Origin of the sequence: Streptomyces sp. SAI-170 (assembly GCF_049739565.1) — a bacterium.
Taxonomy (GTDB): domain Bacteria; phylum Actinomycetota; class Actinomycetes; order Streptomycetales; family Streptomycetaceae; genus Streptomyces.
Map to the genome: position 1 here is coordinate 4261635 of NZ_JBMGQD010000001.1, position 22346 is coordinate 4283980.

19 protein-coding genes are annotated in these 22346 nt (G+C 69.4%); 9 read left to right on the top strand and 10 right to left on the bottom strand.

The annotated features are described in order from the left end of the window. Window positions 1-55 precede the first annotated feature (55 nt). From gnd to dnaA, 3 genes are all read right to left on the bottom strand, one after another. On the bottom strand, window positions 56-931 hold the full coding sequence (gene gnd, locus RKD23_RS18970) for a phosphogluconate dehydrogenase (NAD(+)-dependent, decarboxylating) (RefSeq protein WP_424854746.1): 876 nt from the start codon (window positions 929-931) through the stop codon (window positions 56-58). Window positions 932-1118: 187 nt separating this feature from the next. Further along, on the bottom strand, window positions 1119-2249 hold the full coding sequence (dnaN, locus tag RKD23_RS18975; RefSeq protein ID WP_404036985.1) for a DNA polymerase III subunit beta: 1131 nt from the start codon (window positions 2247-2249) through the stop codon (window positions 1119-1121). 881 nt (window positions 2250-3130) lie between these two features. Next, window positions 3131-5038, bottom strand: coding sequence for a chromosomal replication initiator protein DnaA (dnaA, locus tag RKD23_RS18980; RefSeq protein ID WP_424854747.1), 1908 nt, complete (start codon window positions 5036-5038; stop codon window positions 3131-3133). 398 nt (window positions 5039-5436) lie between these two features. Between dnaA and rpmH the strand changes: the two genes are divergently transcribed. The 9 genes from rpmH (at window position 5437) to RKD23_RS19025 (ending at window position 12280) form a co-directional block, all read left to right on the top strand. Continuing rightward, window positions 5437-5574: a 50S ribosomal protein L34 gene (gene rpmH / locus RKD23_RS18985; protein WP_016644655.1), complete on the top strand. Its 138-nt coding sequence runs from the start codon at window positions 5437-5439 to the stop codon at window positions 5572-5574. A 21-nt stretch (window positions 5575-5595) separates the two neighbouring features. Further along, window positions 5596-5967 carry a ribonuclease P protein component gene (gene rnpA / locus RKD23_RS18990; protein WP_404036979.1) on the top strand — a complete coding sequence of 124 codons (372 nt, stop codon included), beginning with the start codon at window positions 5596-5598 and terminating at the stop codon, window positions 5965-5967. Continuing rightward, window positions 5964-6335, top strand: coding sequence for a membrane protein insertion efficiency factor YidD (yidD, locus tag RKD23_RS18995; protein WP_404036976.1), 372 nt, complete (start codon window positions 5964-5966; stop codon window positions 6333-6335). Before rnpA ends, yidD begins: the two co-directional genes overlap by 4 nt. Before the next feature lie 3 nt (window positions 6336-6338). Continuing rightward, window positions 6339-7628: a membrane protein insertase YidC gene (gene yidC, locus RKD23_RS19000; RefSeq protein ID WP_424854748.1), complete on the top strand. Its 1290-nt coding sequence runs from the start codon at window positions 6339-6341 to the stop codon at window positions 7626-7628. Between the two features lie 15 nt (window positions 7629-7643). Further along, window positions 7644-8156, top strand: coding sequence for a protein jag (locus RKD23_RS19005; protein WP_404036970.1), 513 nt, complete (start codon window positions 7644-7646; stop codon window positions 8154-8156). A gap of 127 nt (window positions 8157-8283) precedes the next feature. Beyond that, window positions 8284-9000, top strand: a complete 717-nt coding sequence (gene rsmG / locus RKD23_RS19010; protein ID WP_424854749.1) for a 16S rRNA (guanine(527)-N(7))-methyltransferase RsmG — start codon at window positions 8284-8286, stop codon at window positions 8998-9000. 312 nt (window positions 9001-9312) lie between these two features. Beyond that, on the top strand, window positions 9313-10386 hold the full coding sequence (locus RKD23_RS19015; protein ID WP_404038312.1) for a ParA family protein: 1074 nt from the start codon (window positions 9313-9315) through the stop codon (window positions 10384-10386). After that, complete coding sequence (locus tag RKD23_RS19020; RefSeq protein WP_424854750.1) at window positions 10383-11483, top strand: ParB/RepB/Spo0J family partition protein; 1101 nt, start codon at window positions 10383-10385, stop codon at window positions 11481-11483. The genes RKD23_RS19015 and RKD23_RS19020 overlap by 4 nt, the downstream gene beginning before the upstream one ends. A 179-nt stretch (window positions 11484-11662) precedes the next feature. Next, the gene (locus RKD23_RS19025) at window positions 11663-12280 is read left to right on the top strand and encodes a GNAT family N-acetyltransferase (protein ID WP_424854751.1); all 618 of its coding nucleotides are present in this window, start codon (window positions 11663-11665) and stop codon (window positions 12278-12280) included. A gap of 76 nt (window positions 12281-12356) precedes the next feature. On the opposite strand, the gene trxA is transcribed toward RKD23_RS19025, so the two are convergent. The 7 genes from trxA to RKD23_RS19060 all read right to left on the bottom strand — a co-directional run bounded on the left by trxA (window position 12357) and on the right by RKD23_RS19060 (window position 22182). Then, entirely contained in the window at window positions 12357-12689 is a 333-nt protein-coding gene (gene trxA, locus RKD23_RS19030) for a thioredoxin (protein ID WP_424854752.1), read from the bottom strand. 44 nt (window positions 12690-12733) lie between these two features. After that, on the bottom strand, window positions 12734-13702 hold the full coding sequence (gene trxB / locus RKD23_RS19035) for a thioredoxin-disulfide reductase (protein ID WP_424854753.1): 969 nt from the start codon (window positions 13700-13702) through the stop codon (window positions 12734-12736). Window positions 13703-13859: 157 nt separating this feature from the next. Continuing rightward, a complete protein-coding gene (locus RKD23_RS19040; protein WP_424854754.1) occupies window positions 13860-14834 on the bottom strand; it encodes a hypothetical protein in 975 nt (324 codons plus the stop codon). Then, window positions 14831-15550 (bottom strand): RNA polymerase sigma factor SigM, encoded by a 720-nt coding sequence (gene sigM / locus RKD23_RS19045; RefSeq protein ID WP_424854755.1) that lies wholly within the window; start codon window positions 15548-15550, stop codon window positions 14831-14833. Before sigM ends, RKD23_RS19040 begins: the two co-directional genes overlap by 4 nt. Window positions 15551-15568: 18 nt before the next feature. Beyond that, window positions 15569-17272: a protein kinase family protein gene (locus RKD23_RS19050; RefSeq protein ID WP_424854756.1), complete on the bottom strand. Its 1704-nt coding sequence runs from the start codon at window positions 17270-17272 to the stop codon at window positions 15569-15571. Window positions 17273-17389: 117 nt separating this feature from the next. Continuing rightward, window positions 17390-19720 carry a murein biosynthesis integral membrane protein MurJ gene (gene murJ, locus RKD23_RS19055; RefSeq protein WP_424854757.1) on the bottom strand — a complete coding sequence of 777 codons (2331 nt, stop codon included), beginning with the start codon at window positions 19718-19720 and terminating at the stop codon, window positions 17390-17392. A 44-nt stretch (window positions 19721-19764) separates the two neighbouring features. Next, on the bottom strand, window positions 19765-22182 hold the full coding sequence (locus RKD23_RS19060; RefSeq protein WP_424854758.1) for a DUF6049 family protein: 2418 nt from the start codon (window positions 22180-22182) through the stop codon (window positions 19765-19767). Between the last annotated feature and the right edge of the window lie 164 nt (window positions 22183-22346).

Consider the following 22346-nt stretch of genomic DNA (forward strand, 5'->3'; position numbering starts at 1 on the left):
TTCGCCGACCTCCCCCGGCGTGCAGGATGTGGCCCGGGTTTCCCCAGGCTGTGGACTACTTCTTCTCGACCGCGTGGCCGCCGAACTGGTTGCGCAGCGCGGCGATCATCTTCATCTGCGGGGAGTCCTCCTGGCGGGAGGCGAACCGCGCGAACAGCGAGGCCGTGATCGCGGGCAGCGGCACGGCGTTGTCGATCGCGGCCTCCACGGTCCAGCGTCCCTCACCGGAGTCCTGTGCATAACCGCGCAGCCCGTCCAGGTGCTCGTCCTCGTCGAGGGCGTTGACCGCGAGGTCCAGCAGCCAGGAACGGATGACGGTGCCTTCCTGCCAGGAGCGGAAGATCTCGCGGACGTTGTCCACGGAGTCGACCTTCTCCAGCAGCTCCCAGCCCTCGGCGTAGGCCTGCATCATGGCGTACTCGATGCCGTTGTGGACCATCTTCGCGAAGTGGCCCGCGCCGACCCGGCCCGCGTGCACCGCGCCGAAGTCGCCCTCCGGCTTGAGCGCGTCGAAGACCGGCTGCACCTTGGTGACGTTCTCCGCGTCGCCGCCGTACATCAGCGCGTAGCCGTTCTCCAGGCCCCAGACGCCGCCGGAGACGCCGCAGTCGACGAAGCCGATGCCCTTGGCCGCCAGCTCCTCGGCGTGCTTCTCGTCGTCCGTCCAGCGGGAGTTGCCGCCGTCCACGACCACGTCGCCGGGCTGGAGCAGCTCGGCCAGCTCGTCGATCGTCGACTGGGTGGGCCCACCGGCCGGAACCATCACCCAGACCACGCGCGGGCCCTGGAGGCTGTCCACAAGCTCTTTGAGGCTGTGGACGTCCGCGAGGTCCGGGTTGCGGTCGTAGCCGATGACGGTGTGGCCCGCGCGGCGGATGCGCTCGCGCATGTTGCCGCCCATCTTGCCGAGGCCGACGAGACCAAGCTCCATCAGTTGTTCCTTAGGTTGCTGTGGCGTGTGAGGCACCTTCGTACCCACGTCCGAGCCTAAACCCGGACGGTCACGCACAGCTGTGGGCATACGCGCTCATACGTACACCCCCGGCCGCGCCCTCACCTGCGGTTTCCCCACAGGCCGGGGACGGTTTTCCCACGGCCTGTGGACAACTCCGCACGCGTCAGCCGCTGAGGCGCACCGGCATGATCAGGTACTTGTACGCGTCGTCCGCCTCGGCGTCCAGCGCCGGCTTGCCGCTGAGCAGCGCCGGCTTCGTGGAGGTCGTGAAGGACAGCTGCGCCACCGGGGAGTCGATCGCGCTGAGGCCGTCCAGCAGGAAGGTCGGGTTGAAGGCGATGGAGATGTCGTCGCCCTCCAGCTGGGCGTCGACCCTTTCCACAGCCTGTGCGTCGTCGCTGGAGCCGGCCTCCAGGATCAGCACGCCCTGCTCGAAGCTGAGCCGCACCGGGGTGTTGCGCTCGGCGACCAGGGCCACACGCTTGACGGCCTCCACGAAGGGGGCGGTCTCGATCACGGCGACGGAGTTGAACTCGGTCGGGAACAGCGTGCGGTACTTCGGGAGGTCGCCCTCCAGCAGCCGGGTCGTCGTGCGACGGCCGGCGCCCTCGAAGCCGATCAGACCCTCGCCCGCGCCCGAGCCGGACAGCGCCAGCGTGACGCTGTCGCCGCTCGTGAGGGCCTTGGCGGTGTCCAGGAGCGTCTTCGCGGGCACCAGGGCGACCGCGGAGGCGTCCGGGTTCTCCGGCTTCCACAGGAACTCGCGGACCGCGAAGCGGTAGCGGTCGGTGGAGGCCAGCGTGACGGTGTCGCCCTCGATCTCGATGCGCACACCGGTCAGCACGGGCAGCGTGTCGTCACGGCCGGCCGCGATGGCCACCTGGGAGACGGCGGAGGCGAAGACCTCGCCGGGGACCGTGCCGGTCGCGGTCGGCATCTGCGGCAGCGCCGGGTACTCCTCCACAGGCAGGGTGTGGAGTGTGAACCGCGAGGAGCCGCAGACCACGGTCGCCCGTACACCGTCTGTGGAAATCTCCACCGGCCGGTTGGGGAGGGCGCGCGAGATGTCGGCGAGCAGCCGGCCGGAGACGAGGACGGTGCCCTCCTCCTCGACCTCCGCCTCGACGCTGACCCGCGCCGAGACCTCGTAGTCGAAGCTCGACAGGCTCAGCTGGCCGTCCTCGGCCTTCAGCAGCAGGCCGGCGAGGACAGGCGCCGGCGGACGGGCCGGGAGGCTGCGCGCCGCCCAGGCCACTGCCTCCGCGAGTACGTCGCGTTCCACCCGGATCTTCACGGTTAGCCGCCTCCTGCTGTTGCCGGCGCTTCTCGCCCTGCTTCGCTTCGTCGTCTGTCTCGGTGTCGCTGACCCCTGGGACGGGAAGGACACCGGGGACCAGTCTGACGTACGGCACTGACAGTCGGTGCCCCTCGGGGTCAAGTCGTGACGGGCCGCGGACAAGCGCCGGAGAGCGAGTTGTGCACAGCCCCCGCTTCAAAACGGTTTCCGAGCTCTCTCTAGTCGTTCGTAGTAGTAGGGGCTGTGGATACCGTGGATAACTTCGTTTCCGCAGGTCAGAGCCGAAATTTTGTCCCCAGGTCCTGTGGGTGGAGCCGGTGGACAACTGGGGCGGTCTGTGGAGAACAGAAAGTTCTGCACACCTCATCCCCAGGGAGGGCGGAGTTCTCCCCAGACTCGTCCCCAGCTTTACCCGTCTTTCCCACAGGGCAACCCGGCAACTTCGTGTGACGCCTTTCACTCGACCCGGTGGGCGGGTGCGTCGGGTTGCCGAACAGTGGACAGCCATGTGGAGAAGCCGGGGATCATTGGGGACAACCGGCCTCAGCCTGTGGGTTGTCGGTGGAAAACTCCGTACACAGCCTGTGGATACTTTTTTCGTCCACACCCTGTGGACAGACTTCGTCCACGAATCCACAGCCACGTGACCTGGTCTGATGGTCCTTCAACAGGGTGGCCTGTGGACAGAGTTCGGGACAACTTCACCGTCCCCACCCTGGGGACGGAAGAAAGTCGCCGAATCTGTGGAGAGTGGCCGTAACCTCGCCCGGATTCGAACAGAGGATGACCCCGGGGAAACGAGAAGGGCGCCCCGGGAATCGTTCCCGAGGCGCCCTGGAGCGTCGTACGAGGGCCGTGAAGGGCCCTGAAGCGGGCTGTCAGCCGGCCTTGATGCGGTTGGTGAGCTCGGTGACCTGGTTGTAGATCGAGCGCCGCTCGGCCATCAGATTGCGGATCTTCCGGTCGGCGTGCATGACGGTGGTGTGGTCGCGGCCGCCGAACAGCGCGCCGATCTTCGGCAGCGACAGATCCGTCAGCTCACGGCACAGGTACATGGCGATCTGCCGGGCCGTGACCAGCGCGCGGCCGCGCGAGGTGCCGCACAGGTCCTCCACGGTCAGCCCGAAGTAGTCCGCCGTGGCGCTCATGATGGCCGTGGAGGTGATCTCCGGTGCGGAGTCGTCCCCGCCGGGGATCAGGTCCTTCAGGACGATCTCCGTCAGGCCCAGGTCCACCGGCTGCCGGTTGAGCGACGCGAACGCCGTCACCCGGATCAGCGCGCCCTCCAGCTCACGGATGTTCCGCGAGATCCGCGACGCGATGAACTCCAGTACCTCCGGCGGGGCGTTGAGCTGCTCCTGCACCGCCTTCTTGCGCAGGATCGCGATCCGCGTCTCCAGCTCGGGCGGCTGCACGTCGGTGATCAGACCCCACTCGAAACGGTTCCGCAGCCGGTCCTCCAGGGTGACCAGCTGCTTGGGCGGCCGGTCGCTGGAGAGCACGATCTGCTTGTTGGCGTTGTGGAGCGTGTTGAAGGTGTGGAAGAACTCCTCCTGCGTCGACTCCTTGTCCGCGAGGAACTGGATGTCGTCGACGAGCAGGATGTCCATCTCGCGGTAGCGCTTGCGGAAGCTGTCGCCCTTGCCGTCGCGGATGGAGTTGATGAACTCGTTGGTGAACTCCTCCGAGCTCACGTACCGCACGCGCGTGCCGGGGTAGAGGCTGCGCGCGTAGTGCCCGATCGCGTGCAGCAGGTGCGTCTTGCCCAGGCCCGACTCCCCGTAGATGAACAGGGGGTTGTAGGCCTTCGCGGGTGCCTCGGCGACGGCCACCGCGGCCGCGTGCGCGAAGCGGTTGGACGCGCCGATCACGAATGTGTCGAAGAGGTACTTGGGGTTGAGCCGCGCGGTCGGCTCGCCGGGGCCGCCGGCCGACGTGGACTGCCCGCTCATCGAGCCGAGCGAGGACGGTCCCCCGGAGGCCGGCGCCGCCGGGGCCCCCGGGTTCGTGCCGCCGCGGTGCGCCGGCCCGGAGCCGGTCTGGGGCTCGGGCAGTTCACGGCGGCCGTCGCGCTGGTCGTAGTCGCCGCGCCCGCCGTCGTAGTCCGCGCGCTGCTGCTCGTACGACGGACGCTCCGGCGGCTTCGGGCGGTAGTCCTGGCCGCCGTAGGTCTCGTGGCCGCCCTGCCCGTAGCCGTCCTGCGAGGAGGGCGAGGCGTACGGGTCGCGGTCGGGGTAGGAGTCCCGGTCGGCGTACGGGTCGCGCTCGGGGAAGCCGAGGCGCGGCTGCTGCCAGCTGTACTCGTCCTGCGCGGGGCGCGGCCAGGCGCCGGGTTCGGGGCGCTGGTACTCCGAGGGGTAGGCCGGGCGGGCCGACGGGAGCTGCTCTGAGGTGCCCGGGAGCGGCTCGGCGCGGTGGCGGCCGTAGCCGCCCTCGTAGGGAGCCGGCTCGGGCTCGTCGTAGCGCGACGGGGGCTGCGCGGGGGCGGGGCCGGAAGCCGGGGGCTCGCCCGCGGAGTCGTCGACGGTGATCGCGATACGGATGGGGCGGCCGCACTCGCGGCTCAGGGTCTCGCTCACGATCGGCGCGAGACGGCCCTCGAGGACGTTCTTCGCGAACTCGTTCGGTACGGCCAGGAGCGCGGTGTCGGCGACCAGCGCGAGCGGCTGGCAGCGGCGGATCCAGTGCTCGTCCTTGGACTCCACACCTTGCCCGCGGCCCTCACCGAGAAGCTGCTCGAGTACTCGTGGCCACACTGCGGCAAGATCGGCAGGTACGTCAGCCACAGGGCACGCTCTCTCACAGGTCCCACGAACGTGTGGTTCACGAGACGGATCGGGATGTAGATCAAGGTGGCCAGCGGGGACGAACCCGCTGGGCCGGGGACAAGGGAACGAATCGGAGTCCAGCCACGGTAGTCAGCGCGACGGGTACGGTTCAAGTTGTTGTCCCCAGGCTGTGGACAGTGTCTCCCGTACGTCGCTGGTTTGACCGGATGGCGTAGCCCCGCGTACCGTAACCAGGTCGAGTTGTCGATGGCTGCTGCCGCCTGCCTCCGATGGGCACAGATCGCGTCAAGGTGATCGGAAAGCGGTGCACTCGGGCGTAACGCGAGCTACTCGTGGGCGCACGGTGACAGCCAGGACGGCACCCCGCAACTACTGATTCTTTCTGGAGCCCCCGAGTGAGCAAGCGCACCTTCCAGCCGAACAACCGTCGTCGCGCGAAGACCCACGGCTTCCGGCTGCGGATGCGTACCCGTGCCGGCCGCGCCGTTCTGGCGTCCCGCCGCAGCAAGGGTCGCGCCCGTCTGTCCGCCTGATCCCGGTCAGGTCATGACGTCGTGCTGCCCACCGAGAACCGGCTGAGGCGGCGCGAGGATTTCGCGACCGCGGTACGACGAGGACGCAGGGCCGGTCGCCCTCTGCTCGTCGTCCATCTACGCAGCGGTACTACGGACCCGCACGCGCCTGGGGAGAGCGCTCCTCCGACGCGTGCGGGTTTCGTCGTGAGCAAGGCAGTGGGTGGCGCGGTCGTGCGCAACAAGGTCAAGCGCAGGCTTCGTCATCTGATGCGTGACCGGGTGGCTCTCCTGCCCCCCGGTAGCCTGGTAGTGGTACGAGCGCTGCCCGGTTCGGGCGACGCCGACCATGAACAGCTGGCCCAAGACCTGGACGCCGCCCTTCAGCGGCTTCTGGGAGGGGGCGCGCGATGAAGTACCCGCTGCTGGCATTGATCAAGCTGTACCAGTGGACGATCAGTCCATTGCTCGGGCCGGTGTGCAAGTACTACCCGTCGTGCTCTCACTACGGCTATACGGCCATCGACCGGCACGGTGCGATCAAGGGCACGGCCCTGACCGCCTGGCGCATCCTCCGCTGCAATCCGTGGTCGCTGGGCGGTGTGGACCATGTCCCGCCGCGCAAGCGCCCGCGATGGCACGAGATGGTGCGCACTGCCTGGCGCGCACGCAAGGGCGGGCCCTCCTCCGCCGAACCGGCCACCGAGGGACAGAATGCGTTGAGCTCTACGAGTCCTTCGAGCCCGGCCGCAGAGACCCCGTCCCATGCCCAAGGAGCATGATTAGTGGACACGATTGCCAGCCTCTTCAGCTTCATCACCACGCCCGTCGCATGGATCATCGTCCAGTTCCACAAGCTGTACGGTGCGATCTTCGGTCCTGATACGGGCTGGGCCTGGGGCCTGTCCATCATGTCCCTGGTGATCGTCATCCGGATCTGCCTGATCCCGCTCTTCGTGAAGCAGATCAAGGCGACCCGGGCCATGCAGACGCTCCAGCCGGAGATGAAGAAGATCCAGGAGCGCTACAAGAACGACCGGCAGCGCCAGTCCGAAGAGATGATGAAGCTGTACAAGGAGACGGGCACCAACCCGCTCTCCTCGTGCCTTCCCATCCTGGCGCAGTCGCCGTTCTTCTTCGCCCTGTACCACGTGCTCAACAACATCGCCAACGGCAAGACCGTCGGCAAGGTGATCAACCAGGATCTGCTGGAGAGCGCGCAGCAGGCCCACATCTTCGGTGCTCCGCTCGCCGCGAAGTTCACCAACAGCGCGGAGAAGGTCCAGTCGCTCGGCGCCACGCTCACCGACGTCCGTGTCGTCACGGCCATCATGATCATCCTGATGTCGCTGTCGCAGTTCTACACGCAGCGCCAGCTGATGACGAAGAACGTCGACACCACGGTGAAGACCCCGTTCATGCAGCAGCAGAAGATGCTGATGTACGTCTTCCCGGTCATCTTCGCCGTCTTCGGCATCAACTTCCCGGTCGGTGTCCTCGTCTACTGGCTGACCACCAACGTGTGGACCATGGGCCAGCAGATGTACGTGATCCACAACAACCCGACCCCGGGTTCCAAGGCCCAGGCCGCCTACCTGGAGCGCCTGACCAAGCACGTCACGCACCACGGCAAGGTCCGCCGACGCAGCGAGCGCACGATCATCAAGGCCATCGTCGCCAAGGGCCGGGACCGCAACGAGTTCGAGCGCAAGTTCATCAACGGCCTCAGCAAGGCGGGCTTCGCCGCCCAGCCCGACGGCACCGTGGTGAAGGGCGAGAGCGCTGTCGCCGTCGAGACCGCCGAGGACGGCACGCCCACGACGGCGTCCGGCACCCCCCGGCGCCAGCAGCCCAAGCGGCAGACCAAGGCCCAGCGCCAGTCCGGCGCCGCCAAGGCGGCCGATGAGGCCACGTCGCTGGAGAAGACCTCGCTGGAGAAGTCCGACGAGCCCGAGGACGCCGCTCCGGCCGCGCAGAAGAAGGCCGCTCCCAAGCAGCCCGGCTCCGGCCGCAGCAAGGCGCAGTCCGGTCAGCGCAAGGGTCCGCAGCGTCCCAAGTCCCCGTCCAAGAAGTAAGAAGGAGTCCATCCCGTGACGGAAGGCACCACCTCCGCCGCTGCCGAGGGTGCAGACACCCTGACCCGCCTGGAGCAGGAGGGCGAGATCGCGGCGGACTACCTCGAGGGTCTGCTGGACATCGCCGATCTCGACGGCGACATCGACATGGACGTCGAGGGCGACCGCGCCTCTGTCTCGATCATCAGTGACTCGGGCGCCCGCGATCTGCAGAAGCTGGTCGGCCGTGACGGAGAGGTGCTCGAGGCCCTCCAGGAGCTCACGCGTCTCGCGGTGCACCGGGAGACCGGGGACCGCAGCCGTCTGATGCTGGACGTCGCCGGCTACCGGGCCCGCAAGCGCACCGAGCTCGCCGAGCTGGGCGCCAAGGCCGCGGCCGAGGCCAAGAGCACCGGCTCGCCCGTGAAGCTGAAGCCGATGACGCCGTTCGAGCGCAAGGTCGTGCACGACGCGGTGAAGGCGGCGGGCCTGCGCAGCGAGTCCGAGGGCGAGGAGCCGCAGCGCTTCGTCGTCGTGCTGCCCGCCTGAGCGGTCCATACGTTCCACCGGCCCCGTCTGTAGCGCAGGCGGGGCCGAATTTTGTCAGCCTGATAGTTCTGGTGGTTCTGGTGTCGGCGCCTGGTCGCGCTGACGCGGTACGGAAGGACGGTCCCCCGTGACGGAGGCAGCGGAGCTCCCCCCTGCGCCCGAGCAGGCACGTGCGGTGTTCGGCGATCGCTTCGCGGATGCGGTCCGGTATGCGGAGCTGCTCGCCGAGGCGGGCGTGCAGCGCGGTCTGATCGGCCCACGTGAAGTGCCGCGCCTGTGGGAGCGGCATCTGCTGAACTGCGCGGTGCTCTCCGAGGTCGTGCCCGAGGGTGTCACGGTCTGCGACGTCGGTTCGGGGGCCGGCCTGCCCGGCATTCCGCTGGCACTCGTCCGTGAGGACCTGAAGATCACCCTGCTCGAGCCGCTGCTGCGGCGTACGACCTTCCTGACCGAGGTCGTGGAGCTGCTGGGCCTGGACCATGTCACGGTCGTGCGCGGTCGTGCCGAGGAGGTCATGGGCAAGCTCACTCCGGTGCATGTGGTCACCGCCCGTGCCGTTGCCCCGCTGGACCGCCTCGCCACCTGGGGCATCCCGCTGCTGCGGCCCTACGGCGAGATGCTCGCGCTCAAGGGCGACACCGCGGAGGAGGAGCTGAAGAGCGCGGCCACCGCGCTGAGCAAACTGGGTGCCGTGAGCACCTCCGTCCTTCAGGTGGGCGAGGGCGTCGTCGATCCGCTGTCCACGGTGGTGCGGGTGGAGGTCGGCGAGAGCCCGGGTGGTGTGCGCTTCGCGGCCAAGCGGGCGAAGGCAGCGCGTACGGGGCGGGCGCGCCGACGGCGTTGAGCCGTACTCCACACAAGCTGCCGAACCTCCTCATGACGGAGTGTCGCGCCAGTTGGGCCCCGGCTGCTGTGCATCGTGTTTCACGTGAAACGTCGCTCACTGCTGCACGGCATCATCAGTCGGGGCCGCGCTGCGGCCGAACCTCGCGACCGTAAGCCGCTCGGATCACTGGACAAGCCCACTAAGGCGCCCGAGAAGCGCGCCGGAGCCCTCGATGAGCCCGCCGGTTCACCCGATGCGGGAGCTGAGTTGTCCACAGAGGTGGATTTCTCCACAGAAGCACCGGCCTCACTGGTTCACGACCCCGAAGACATGGGAGGCTCTGTTCATTGCGAGCCTGAAGTCGAGGAGAGTGAATCCTTGCGGTCCGACGCCAACATCGCGGGACCGATGACCGATCCGGTCCCCGGTCCCCGTACCGAGTCGCCGGGGATGGATGTTTCACGTGAAACACCGCCCCCGATGGACGACACACCTATCGGTCGTGCTGCCCAACTGGCGGTCGAGGCTCTGGGACGAGCCGGTGAGGGCCTTCCCCGGCCCGAGCAGACGCGGATCATCTGCGTGGCCAACCAGAAGGGCGGGGTCGGCAAGACGACGACGACTGTCAACCTCGCCGCATCCCTGGCTCTGCATGGCGGCCGGGTCCTCGTGATCGACCTCGACCCTCAGGGCAACGCCTCCACCGCTCTGGGCATCGACCACCACGCCGAAGTGCCGTCGATCTACGACGTGCTGATCGAGGGCAAGCCCCTCGCGGAGGTCGTGCAGCCCGTTCCCGACGTCGAGGGGCTCTTCTGTGCTCCCGCCACGATCGACCTCGCCGGTGCGGAGATCGAGCTGGTGTCCCTCGTGGCCCGGGAGAGCCGGCTTCAGCGGGCCATCCAGGCCTATGAGCAGCCGCTGGACTACATCCTCATCGACTGCCCGCCCTCCCTCGGGCTGCTGACGGTCAACGCGCTCGTCGCGGGCCAGGAGGTCCTCATCCCCATTCAGTGCGAGTACTACGCGCTGGAGGGACTGGGGCAGCTGCTGCGTAACGTCGACCTGGTGCGGGGGCACCTCAACCCCGCCCTGCATGTCTCGACGATCCTGCTCACCATGTACGACGGCCGGACGCGTCTGGCCTCCCAGGTGGCGGACGAGGTGCGCAACCACTTCGGCGACGAGGTGCTGCGGACGAGCATCCCGCGCTCGGTCCGTATCTCCGAGGCGCCTAGCTATGGACAGACGGTGCTGACCTACGATCCCGGATCGAGCGGTGCCCTGTCTTACCTTGAAGCAGCCCGAGAGATCGCGCTGCGGGGCGTGGGCATCAGCTACGACCCGACCCGCGCCCACATCGGCGCGCAGAACAACCCGAACATGGTGGAGGGGATCCAGTGAGCGAGCGACGGAGGGGACTGGGCCGTGGCCTCGGCGCGCTGATCCCATCTGCCCCGACGGAGAAGACACCTGCTGCTACGGCGGTGGGAGGTGCGGCCTACCCCTCGGCTGTGGGGGGCTCGGTGCTGACATCCGAGCGAGGCGTGGCCGCCGGCAAGGTGATCGAGGCTCCGCCTGTTTCACGTGAAACAGAGGAGCCGGTGGCTCCCGCCGTTCCGGAGCTGCCGGCGCCTCCTATCGGCGCCCACTTCGCCGAGATTCCGCTCGACGCCATCACGCCGAACCCTCAGCAGCCGCGTGAGGTGTTCGACGAGGACGCGCTTCACGAACTGGTCGTCTCCATCCGTGAGGTCGGTCTCCTCCAGCCCGTCGTCGTGCGGCAGGCCGCTCCCGGCCGCTACGAGCTCATCATGGGTGAGCGGCGCTGGCGTGCCTCCCGTAAGGCGGGGCTCGACGCGATCCCGGCGATCGTGCGGGACACGGACGACGACAAGATGCTTGTCGACGCCCTGCTGGAGAACCTCCACCGGGCCCAGCTGAACCCGCTGGAGGAGGCAGCCGCCTACGACCAGCTGCTGCAGGACTTCAACTGCACGCATGAGCAGCTCGCGGAGCGCATCGGCCGCTCTCGCTCGCAGATCTCCAACACGCTGCGGCTGCTGCAGCTCTCGTCGAAGGTCAAGCTTCGTGTCGCGGCCGGTGTGCTGTCCGCGGGCCACGCGCGTGCGCTGCTGAGCGTCGAGGACCAGGACGAGCAGGATCAGCTCGCCCATCGGATCGTCGCCGAAGGACTCTCGGTGCGTTCGGTCGAGGAGATCGTGCGGCTGATGGCATCGCGGGAGCACCAGGCTCCGCGGGCCAAGAAGCCGCGTGCCGGTGCCCGGCTGTCCCCGGCGCTCTCCGACCTCGCCACGCGCCTGTCGGACCGCTTCGAGACCCGGGTGAAGGTCGACCTGGGCCAGAAGAAGGGCAAGATCACCGTCGAGTTCGCCTCGGTGGAGGATCTGGAGCGCATCCTCGGCACGCTGGCCCCGGGCGAGGGCCCCGTGCTGCAGAAGAGTCTGCTGGACGGCGGTTCCGAGGACTCGGAGGACTGAGTCGAGGAGCGCGTCGAACGCCACGAGAGCGAGCCGTGTCCGGTGTGTACCGGAACACGGCTCGCTCTTTGCTTTCTGCCGGTATCGAGCGAATCGCAGGGTGGTTACGATGCGAACGGGAAGGATCATCCACCTGCCGCCTGCGGTGCCGCGGGCGAAGGAAGCGAGGAACAGCCTTCATGGGGCGTCGGCTCGTACCGCTCACGCTGGACAACCTTGAGGACCTTCCCCGGCGCTGCCGCTCGTGCGTCTTCTGGGAGCTGGACCCCGTCAGTGGCGAGGCCGCGGTGAAGGGCGGTACGGCTGCGCTGGAGAAGGAGGCGTGGATCTCCGCCGTCCTGCTGGACTGGGGTTCCTGCGGCAGGGTCGTCTATGTCGACGACGTCCCCGTGGGGTTCGTGCTCTACGCCCCACCGGCCTACGTCCCGCGCTCCTCCGCGTTTCCCACGAGCCCCGTCTCGCCGGACGCCGTGCAGCTGATGACGGGGTTCATCCTGCCCGGCTTCCAGGGGCAGGGGCTGGGTCGCGTGATGGTGCAGACGGTGGCCAAGGATCTGCTGCGGCGCGGCTTCAAGGCGATCGAGGCGTTCGGTGACGCCCGCTGGAAGGAGCCCGCCTGTCTGCTGCCCGCCGACCATCTCCTCGCCGTCGGCTTCAAGACGGTGCGGCAGCATCCCACCCATCCCCGGTTGAGGCTGGAGCTGCGGTCGACCCTCTCCTGGAAGGAAGACGTGGAGATGGCGTTGGACCGGTTGCTCGGGGCGGTACAGAAGGAACCGGCGCTGCGACCTCTGTGACATGACGAAGGGGCCGGCCCTTGCGGGCCGGCCCCTTCGTGTTTCACGTGAAACGTCGCTCCGTCTCACCCGCACGTCACTCGGCGATGAAGTCCTCGAGGTCGCGCAGGATGGCGGCCTTCGGCTTGGCGCCGACGATGGTCTTGGCGACCTCGCCGTGCTGGTAGACGTTCAGGGTCGGGATCGACATGACGCCGTACTTGGCGGCGGTGGCCGGGTTCTCGTCGATGTTCAGCTTGACGATCTCGATCTTCTCGCCGTACTCCTCGGCGATCTTCTCCAGCGACGGAGCGATCTGGCGGCACGGACCGCACCAGGCGGCCCAGAAGTCCACCAGGACGGGCTTGTCGCTCTTGAGGACGTCCTGCTCGAAGGAGTCGTCGGTCACATTCTTCAGGGTGCCGGCCACTGGGGGCTCCTTAACTGATGGTGCGTGGGGCGGGTGGGAGAGGGTCAGACAGCGGTCTTCTCGGGCTCGGCCTTGTCGCCGTCCGAGAGAGCAGCGAGGAAGCGCTCGGCGTCGAGAGCGGCGGAACAGCCGGTGCCGGCCGCGGTGATCGCCTGGCGGTAGGTGTGGTCCACGACGTCACCGGCGCCGAAGACACCCGTCAGGTTCGTCCGCGTGGAGGGGGCGTCGACCTTCAGGTAGCCCTCCTCGTCCAGGTCCAGCTGACCCTTGAACAGCTCCGTGCGCGGGTCGTGGCCGATCGCGATGAAGAGGCCGGTCACCGCAAGCTCCGAGAGCTCGCCGGTCTTGAGGTTCCGCAGCTTCAGGCCGGCCAGCTTCTGCTCGCCCTGGACCTCGGCGACCTCGCTGTCCCAGACGAACTTGATCTTCGGGTCGGCGAAGGCGCGCTCCTGCATGGCCTTGGAGGCCCGCAGGGTGTCCCGGCGGTGGACGATCGTCACGGACTTGGCGAAGCGCGAGAGGAAGGTGGCCTCCTCCATCGCGGTGTCGCCACCACCGATGACGGCGATGTCCTGGTCCTTGAAGAAGAACCCGTCGCAGGTGGCACACCAGGAGACACCGCGGCCGGAGAGGGCGTCCTCGTTCGGCAGGCCGAGCTTGCGGTGCTGGGAGCCGGTGGCGACGATGACGGCCTTGGCCTGGTGGACCGTACCCGCGGTGTCGGTGACCGTCTTGATCTCACCGGTCAGGTCGACGGAGACGATGTCGTCCGGGATGAGCTCGGCCCCGAAGCGCTCGGCCTGGGTGCGCATGTTGTCCATGAGCTCGGGGCCCATGATGCCGTCCTGGAAGCCCGGGAAGTTCTCCACCTCGGTGGTGTTCATCAGCGCACCGCCGGCGGTGACGGCGCCCTCGAACACCAGGGGCTTCAGCGACGCGCGCGCGGTGTAGAGCGCCGCCGTGTAGCCGGCGGGCCCGGAGCCGATGATGATCACGTTACGGACGTCGCTCACGGCTTGTTTCCTCGTCTCTGGACTGCGTCGTTCGACCGGGGAGAGCGTCTTTCGGAACTCTCACCCCACCCAACGGATCCTAAGGGGCGCGCATTCCCGCTGTGTCCGGGCACACGAAGGGGAGACCCACCGGTGACACAACAGACGAGGTGACGGCTCAGGGACGGGCGTAGGAGTCCTTCAGCAAAACCTCCGCCTTGGCGGTGGAATCCTGCTCCACACAGCGCGCGTCCACGATGTAGACGGTGACGCGGCTGCTGTCGGACGTGTCCGGCAGCACGACGAGCAGCGCCTCACGGCCCTTGTAGGTGCCTTCCTCGGTGGCGAGGGCCGCGTCGTTGCTGCCGATGCCCTTCTGGACGCAGTCGGGGACCACGGGTTGCTGGAAGACCCTGGGCCTTCCGGTGTCGGGTCCGCCTTCCACGCCGAAACTCTGCGGGGTGCGGGAGCCCTCGCGCAGGCTCTCCTTCGCGGAGAGGAGGTCGGTGACCTCCCGCTGAAGCGTTGCCGTGGCGAAGGTGTCCGAGGCGGAGGTCTGCTCATCGTGCTCGGGAGAGGACGACGGCGAACCACCGCCCCACGACGACAGCAGGACCGAACCGAGCCCCAGAGCGGCCGCGGTGAAAGCGGCGCCCAGGACGGCAACCCTGCGCCTGCTGCCTGGACGGCGGCTCTTTCGGCCGGGGCCGGTGGTGGCGTTCCTGGCATGGCCCGCGGGCCGGTCGGCCGATGTTTCACGTGAAACACGCACGCTGCCCGCCGACGCGGAAGCGGCGTGTTCGGCAGGAGCAGCGGGTTCGCCGGGTTCCGTGTGCTCGGCGGCTTGGGCGTGTGCGGCGTCTTCGGTGTGTGCAGCGTCCTCGGGCGTCGGTGTCGTGGAGCTCAGAAGCGCTTCCGCTGCCAGCGCCGCGTCGATCCGGCCGGCGACGTCGGAGGGCATCCGGCTCGGGCCGGGCAGGGTGCCGAGCAGGCCCCGGATCTCCTCCAGGGACGCGTAGACGTCCGCGCAGAGCTCGCACCCCTCCAGGTGCTGTCGTACGTCGGTGCTGCGGGACGGTGGGAGCAGTCCCTCGGTGAGGTCGGAGATCTCGGTGACGTCCGGGTGCCCGGCCGTGTCCGTCGTGGAAGTCACGCTCGCCCACCTCCGCCCTTCACTGCAGCTGAGTCGCTTGGCCCGGGATCCTGGGGACCGGCTGGGCGCGGTCCCGCTGCGGGTGGGACGGATGTCCCCTGCGTCCGGTTCCGTCCTTCGTCCTTCTGCGTAGCTTCACCGGGTCTTTCCGGCCGCAGATGGGTGAGGAGCGGCTGCAGTCTGGCTCTGCCGCGGGCACAGCGGCTCTTCACCGTCCCGGTCGGCACGTCGAGGATGCGGGCGGCTTCGGCGACCGGGTAGCCCTGCATGTCCACCAGGACCAGGGCGGCCCGCTGGTCGGGCGGGAGGGTGCCGAGCGCCTCGATGAGCTGCCGGTGCAGGTCGTTGCGCTCGGCCGGGGCCGAGGCCGACTCGTGCGGCTCCAGCAACTGCTCCAGGCGCTCGGTGTCGTCGACCGGGGCGGTCTTGCGTGAGGCGGCCTTGCGGGCCCGGTCCAGACAGGCGTTCACCGTGATGCGGTGCAGCCAGGTCGTGACGGCCGACTTGCCCTGGAAGGTGTGCGCGGCCCGGTAGGCGGAGACCAGCGCGTCCTGAACGGCGTCCGCGGCCTCCTCGCGGTCGCCCAGCGTCCGCAGGGCCACCGCCCACAGCCGGTCGCGGTGGCGCCGCACCAGCTCACCGAAGGCGTCCGGGTCGCCGGCGACATGCCGGGCCAGAAGAGCCTCGTCCGGTGCTTCCTGCCGGTCGCTGCACACGCCGCCGCCCCCGCTTTCTCAGCTGGTCACCTTGATGTCGACCACGCGGCCGCGGTACTCGCCGTTGGACTGCAGCGGCAGTTCGGTCAGCCAGACCAGCACGTAGCGGGCCTTGAGCTCCTTGGACGGCTTGAGGTCGACCGCGCTGCCCGACCCGTCGGCGACCTTGGTGAAGGCCTCGAAGGTCTGCGGCTCGGTGTCCCCGTCCGCGGCGAGGAGTTCGACAGAGGTGTCGCCCTCGAAAGTGACGGCGACCTTGCCGACGTCCTGGACCTTGCCGAGGTCGAGGATGACACCGACGCCGCTCTTGAGATTGCCGAACTTGGCGGCGAACTCGCCGTAGTACTTGTCCGTCTGCCAGTACGTGCCCGGAGCGTTGTCATAGACCTTGTCTATGTCGCCGGGCTTCTCGGATTGGTCCTGACCGAACGGGTCGAAGTCCCGAGCGTCCTGAATCGCGATGGGCAGAGACGGCTTCGGCTTGTTCTTGTCGCCGCCCTCCGTCGTCTGCGTCTGGTTCGTGTCGTCGGACTTGCCGCCGCGCTCCATCAGGGCTTCCGCGAGCTGCCAGCTGCCCAGGCCCAGGGCCGCGATGAGGAGGGCGGAGACCGCCCACTTCAGGGCCTTGCCGGGGCGGCTCTGCAGCGGGGGCGGCGGGGTCGCCACCGGCTGGGTGACGCCGGGGTGCGGCGCCGGGCGGCCGTAGTTGCCCTGCTGGTACGTGGTGCGCTGGTACTCGGGCGGTGCGGTGAAGGCCGGCTCCGGCGGGCGGATGCGGGGCATCTCGCCGATCGCCTTCACCAGTTCCTCGGGCGTGGTGCACGCGGCCTCGTGCCGGGAGGCCGTCGCCCCGTCGTTGGCCAGCGCCCGCATGGCCAGCTCGGACAGCCCGCGGTGCACGCCCGCCCGCACCTGGTCGGGAGCGATCAGCCCGATGTCCTTGGGCAGCCCGGACAGGCCGTACGCGTCGTTCTCGTACGGCCAGCGCTGGGTGAGGGAGGCGTACAGCAGGGCGCCGATCGACTCGGTGTCGGTGCGCTGCGGGGAGTCGGAGCTGATGCCGCGCAGCGCCGCGTTCACCGCGAGGCCGCGGATGCGCCACTGGCCGCTGGAGGTGCGCAGGACGGCGTTGGGGTTGAGGCGCAGATGGGCCAGGCCCTCGCGGTGGGCGGCGGCCATCGCGGCGGCGATCTGGCTGACCAACTGGTAGGCGTCGTGCGGCTCCAGCGGGCCGGCGGCGAGGAGCGCCGTCAGCTCGGTGGCGTCGGGCAGCCACTCGTGCACCACGTAGACGAGGTCGTTCTCCTCGACGGCGTCGAGGACCTGGACGAAGCGGGGATCGCCCAGCAGGGCCGCTGAGCGGGCCGCGGCGAGGACGGAACGGGCGCGTGAGTGGTCGGCGGGCAGGATGTGGACGCCGACGGCACGGCGGAGCTTCTCGTCGACCGCGCGCCAGCTGCTGAAACCGTCCAGACGGGTGACGCACTCCTCGAGGCGGTAGCGTCTGGCGAGCTTGTGACCGCTGTGCAGTTCGGGCGGTGAGGCCTTTCCGGGACCTTCGGTCCCGCCGCTCCCCTGTGCCTCGTCGTTGTCCGTGGTCCGCTCCCCGGTCTGGTCCGCCCCGTCGGCCGTGGACTGGTCCGCCTGGTCCGCCTCGGCGGTCAGCGGCGTCTCGCCGCTGGTGTCTGCCACGTCGACGGCAGCCCTGCTCCGTTCCGCCACCGTCGTCCTGCCTCCCCGATCCGTTGCGCGCCGTCCGACGCCGAAACCAATTGTGCCCACAGTCCGCCCCTGTGCACGACACACAAGGGCCGACGATGGTTGTGCGCCTACCCCGTCTCAGCGCCCCAGTCGTCCCCGCACCATGCCGACCATCGAGTTCAGCTCCTCGATGCGCATGCGGCGGGCCGCGACGTAGAAGACACCCAGCAGTACGGCACCGCCGAGCAGCAGTGCGGCGAAGGAGCCGAGGACGCCGAGGCCGAGGGCCTGGGTGATGCCGTAGCAGGCCGCTCCGCTGAGGAGGGCCGCCGGGACGGAGGCGATACACAGCCGCGCGTAGGTGCGCAGTACGCGGGCCCCGTCCAGGTCGCCGCCGAGCCGCTTGCGCAGCCGCTGCCAGGCGACGCCGACGCCGATGACGTAGGCCAGTCCGTAGGAGGCGGCCATGCCGATCACGGCCCAGCGGGCCGGCAGCAGGAGGTAGCACAGGGCCGAGGCACCCGCGTTCACGGCCGCCACGATGACCGTGTTGTAGAAGGGGGTGCGGGTGTCTTCGTAGGCGTAGAAGGCGCGCAGGACGACGTACTGGACGGAGTACGGGATCAGGCCGAGGCCGAAGGCCATCAGCATGTAGCCCATGTTGGTGGCGGCGGCGGTGCCCGAGGAGCCGAAGATCAGGGTGCACATCGGGACGCCGAGCGCGACGAGTCCGAAGGCGATCGGGACGATCGCGACGGCCGTCGTGCGCAGACCCTGCGAGATGTCGTCCCGGACGGCGCCCGCGTCCTCCTCGGCGGCCGAACGGGAGATGCGCGGCAGCAGCGCGGCCATCAGCGAGACGGTGATGATCGCCTGCGGCAGACCCCAGATCAGCTGGGCGTTGGCGTAGGCGCTGTAGCCGGTGCCGCCGATGTTGCCGTCGACGATCGACGCGGTGGCGAGCTGGGAGACGACCAGCGCACCGGCCTGGTTGGCCAGCACGAACAGGATCGTCCACTTGGCGAGCACCGCGGCCTTGCCGAGGCCGTGGCCCTTCCAGTCGAAGCGCAGCCGCAGCTTGAACCCGGTCTCCCGCAGATACGGGATCATCGCCAGGGCCTGGACGACCAGTCCGAGCAGGATGCCGATGCCGAGCAGGCGCTGGCCCTCCGGCGGGATGCTGTCGACGGTCATGTGCGAGTTGGCCGCACTGCCGTACACCCAGATGAACATTCCGAGGGTCACGATGATGACGATGTTGTTCAGGACCGGGGTCCACATCATCGCGCCGAAGCGGCCGCGGGCGTTGAGGATCTGTCCCATCACCACGTGGATGCCCATGAAGAAGATCGAGGGCAGGAAGTAGCGGGTGAAGGTGATGGCCACGTCGTTGGCCGCGGCGTTGGAGGCGACGGGGTTCGACAGGGCGCGGACCAGGAAGGGCGCGGCGAACATGCCGGCCACGGTGAGGGCACCGAGGGCCACCATGACCAGGGTCAGCAGCCGGTTGGCGTAGGCCTCGCCGCCGTCCTCGTCGTCCTTCATGGCCCGCACGAGCTGCGGGACGAAGACGGAGTTGAGGCCGCCGCCGACGGTCAGGATGTAGATCATCGTCGGCAGCTGGTACGCCACCTGGAAGGTGTCGCCGAGGAGGGCGGTGCCCAGTGCCGAGACGATGAGCACCGAGCGGATCAGGCCGGTGAGCCGGGACACCATCGTGCCCGCCGCCATCACCGCGCTGGACTTCAGCAGGCCCGCCGCGCGGCCGCTCTTCTTCGCCGAGGAAGCGGCGGGAGAGGCGGTGGCGGCGGCAGGAGCGGCGGGCGCCGGCACCGGCGCGGCCGGCTCGACGGGGGACGGCACGGGCGCCTGGTACTGCTGCGCGGCCGGGTACTGCTCAGGGGCCGGTGCCTGGGGCGCCCCGTAGGGAGCCGCGGGGCCGCCCTGGCCCGGGTACGGCGCCGCCGCGGGGCCGGGCACGGACGGCTGGTCGGCCGGGTTGACGCCGCCCTGCTGCTGGTCGCGGAAGAGATGCGCGAAGGCGTCCGGCTCGTGGTGCTGCTCGCCGGCCTGGCTCACCAGGTCGTCGATGCCCACGTACTGCGTGGTGCGCGGGTCGTCGCCGTAGGGCAGGTACTGGGTCGCGCCGTCCGGCTCGGGGGCCGGCGGCTGGGCCCAGACCCGCGGATCGGGCGCGTACGGCGACTGCGGCGGCTGGGCGTACAGCGGCTGCTGCGGGTAGGTGCCCGGTGGCGGCGGCGGGTGCGCGGCGCGGTCGTAGAGCGCCTCGGAGACCGGGTCCTGGGCGGCGAGGTCCTGCGCCTGGTAGGGGTCCTGGTCGTAGGCGTCCTGGAGGTACATGTCCGCCGGGTGCTGCGGCGGCACCTGGCCGTGCTCGGGCGGCGGGCCCTCGGGGTGACCCGGGTCGCCCACGGCCCGGCCGCGGTCACCGTCGTACGGCGCGTTCATGGTTACCCCACCTCATCGTCCCGGGCCCACCGGCCACGACATCCTCAACGGTCCACTCTCTCACCCGTGCCGGACGGGTCCGTGTTTTCCGCTGCGGTGTCCGGTGTCGGGTCACTCGGCTGCTCCGGCTCGTCTGCCCCGGGGCGGACGTCCGACTCCTCGGACGCCTCGGTCTCCTCGGTCTCCTCGGTGAGACGGTCCTCGGTGCCGTCCGGGTTCACCGGGCCTTCGGCGGACTCGGCCGCCTCGTCGGGGCCGTCCTCCTCGGCGTCGCGGGCGGCGGCACGCTTGCGCTGGGTGTACATCCGGAAGCCGGCCAGGACGAGCAGCAGTACGCCGCCGCCGATGACGAGCATGACCGTGGCGGTGATCTCGGTGACCCGCACGTCGAAGGTGACGGGAGAGCCGTAGGGCTGGCCGTCCTCGGTGAACAGCTGGGCGATCACCGTGACCTTGCCGTTGGCGTTGGCGGAGGTGGGGAACTTCACCGACTGGCTGTGTCCGCCGGAGACGGTGACCGCCTGCTCGTTGTACGCCTCGCCGTTGATCTCCAGGCGGGTGGGACTCGTGGAGGTGAGCCGCAGGACGAGATGGTCGACGCCCTGCACCAGGTTGTTCTGCACCGTGACCGGGATGGTGGCGCTGCGTCCGGAGAGCTTGGTCTCCGACTTCTCGATCAGGCTGACCTGCTGGGCCAGGTCGTCGAGGTAGACCTCCACGCCGTCGCGGAAGTTGCGCGCGGCGACGGCGTGGCCGCGCCAGGACGTGGACATCTCGCGGTTCATCGCCCGGCCGAACGGGGTCACCACACGGGACTCGTCGCTCAGGATCACCTTGAAGTTGTCGAGCTTCTCCTGGGTGACGGCGATCTGCTGGAACGCCGTACGCGGCAGTTCCCGCCTGCGCAGCGAGGCCGGGTAGCTCGATGCGGAGGGCACCTCGGTGGTGGCGTCCGGGTCCGGCCTGGCCGCGGCGGCGTCGGTGAGGCTCTGTGACTCGTTCCAGGGGCTGCCCTGGAGGGCGGCGACGGCCTCGGCCATCGTGTGGGCCTGGCTGGCGCTCGGCGTGCGCTGCGGGGCCACCACGATGCTGCGCTGCTTGTCCGTCTGGAGGTTCAGCGCGAGGCTCTGCGCGAGGAAGCGCTGCACGGCGAGTGTCCCCGCCGACGCCGTCGTCAGATCGCCCTGGAAGGCGGTCGACAGCCGGGCGTCCGCGACGACCGCGGTGGTGCCGCCGCCGATGGGCCGCGGCGCCGACGGCGTGTACGTCAGTCCGCTGGTCTCCTGGAGGCTGTCGTTGCGCGCGATGATCTTGTCGGCCCCGGCGGAGGTGGCGACCTTGACGATCGACGGGTCGACGGCGCCGTTCACCGGCCAGGCGAAGTCGGTGGAGGGCTTCACGTGGAGGACCGTGTCCACCGTCCGCGAGGCGACCTCGGTGGCCTCCTTGAGGTGGCTGAGCGAGCCGGTGACGCTCGTGCCGTTGTGCGCCAGGGACGCCAGGTCGATGTCGCCGAAGGGCAGGGCGACGACCTCCTTGCCCGCGACCGCCTCCTGCAGCTCGGCCAGCCATCGCCGGGCTACGCCCTGGCTGCGCCCCGGGGTGGTCGTGTCGCCCTCGCCCTGGATCTCGTAGTTCTCCGTCATGGCGTCGACGGACGCCAGCAGGTCCGGATCGATCACCCAGGTGACGTCGAGTTCCTTGCCGAGCGCCACCATCTGTTCCAGGCGGCCGCCGGGTGCGAGGTCCTCGGCGAGGCTGTCGTCGAGGAAGACCGGAGTCTGCTTCTCGTTGGATCCGGTCCGCGCGGTCATGTGGGCGTCGGAGATCAGCGGCCACAGGAACGTCGTCTTCGTGGTGCTGTCCGCCTCGCCCGGCTGCCACGGCAGGAAGGTCCGCTGGAAGCCCAGCACCTGGTCCCACTGCTGCGCGGACGTCTCCCCGGAGAGCGCGACCCCGAGCTGGTAGACGCCGGCGCTGCCGAGGTCGAGGTCCTCCATGGGCACCGAGATGCTGAAGTGCTCCGCGACACCGGGAGTGAGCTCGGGCAGCTTCTCCGCGTACTCGTCGCCGATCCCGGAGCCGTCCGAGCCCGCCGAGTAGTCGCCGCCCGCGGCGGCGTCGTCGATCCCCGAGCGGGTGTCCAGCTCGGGCCCGAGGAGCAGGTCCATGTGCGCGTCCGTGATCGTCTGGCGGCCGTTGTTGGTGACGGTGCCGGAGACGGTCAGGGTGTCGTCCTCGGTGGGGACGGCGGGGGTGAGCGAGTCCAGGGAGACGGAGACCGTGCGCGAGCCGGAGGCGGCCTTCGCCGCGGTGGGGGCCGCGGCCTGCGCGGAGGAGCCGACGGTCAGCTGGAGCAGTCCCGCCAGCAGAGGGGCGGTGGTCAGCACGGCCGCGGTGCGCCGCAGACGGCGGCGGGCAGGTGAGGGACTGGTCCCCTGGAAGTCTGCCGCCTCGGCCACGCGCTCGCCCGTCCCTCGTCGTCGTCAGTGGTCGTTCCCATGTGCGTCCACGCATGGTAACGATGCGCGCTGAGAGGAAGTGCCGCGGACTGCTCCACAAGATCAGCCGGTGGCCGTCGTCCGCTCTATATGGGCGCTTGGCCTGCGCGGGTGCGGAATGCGTT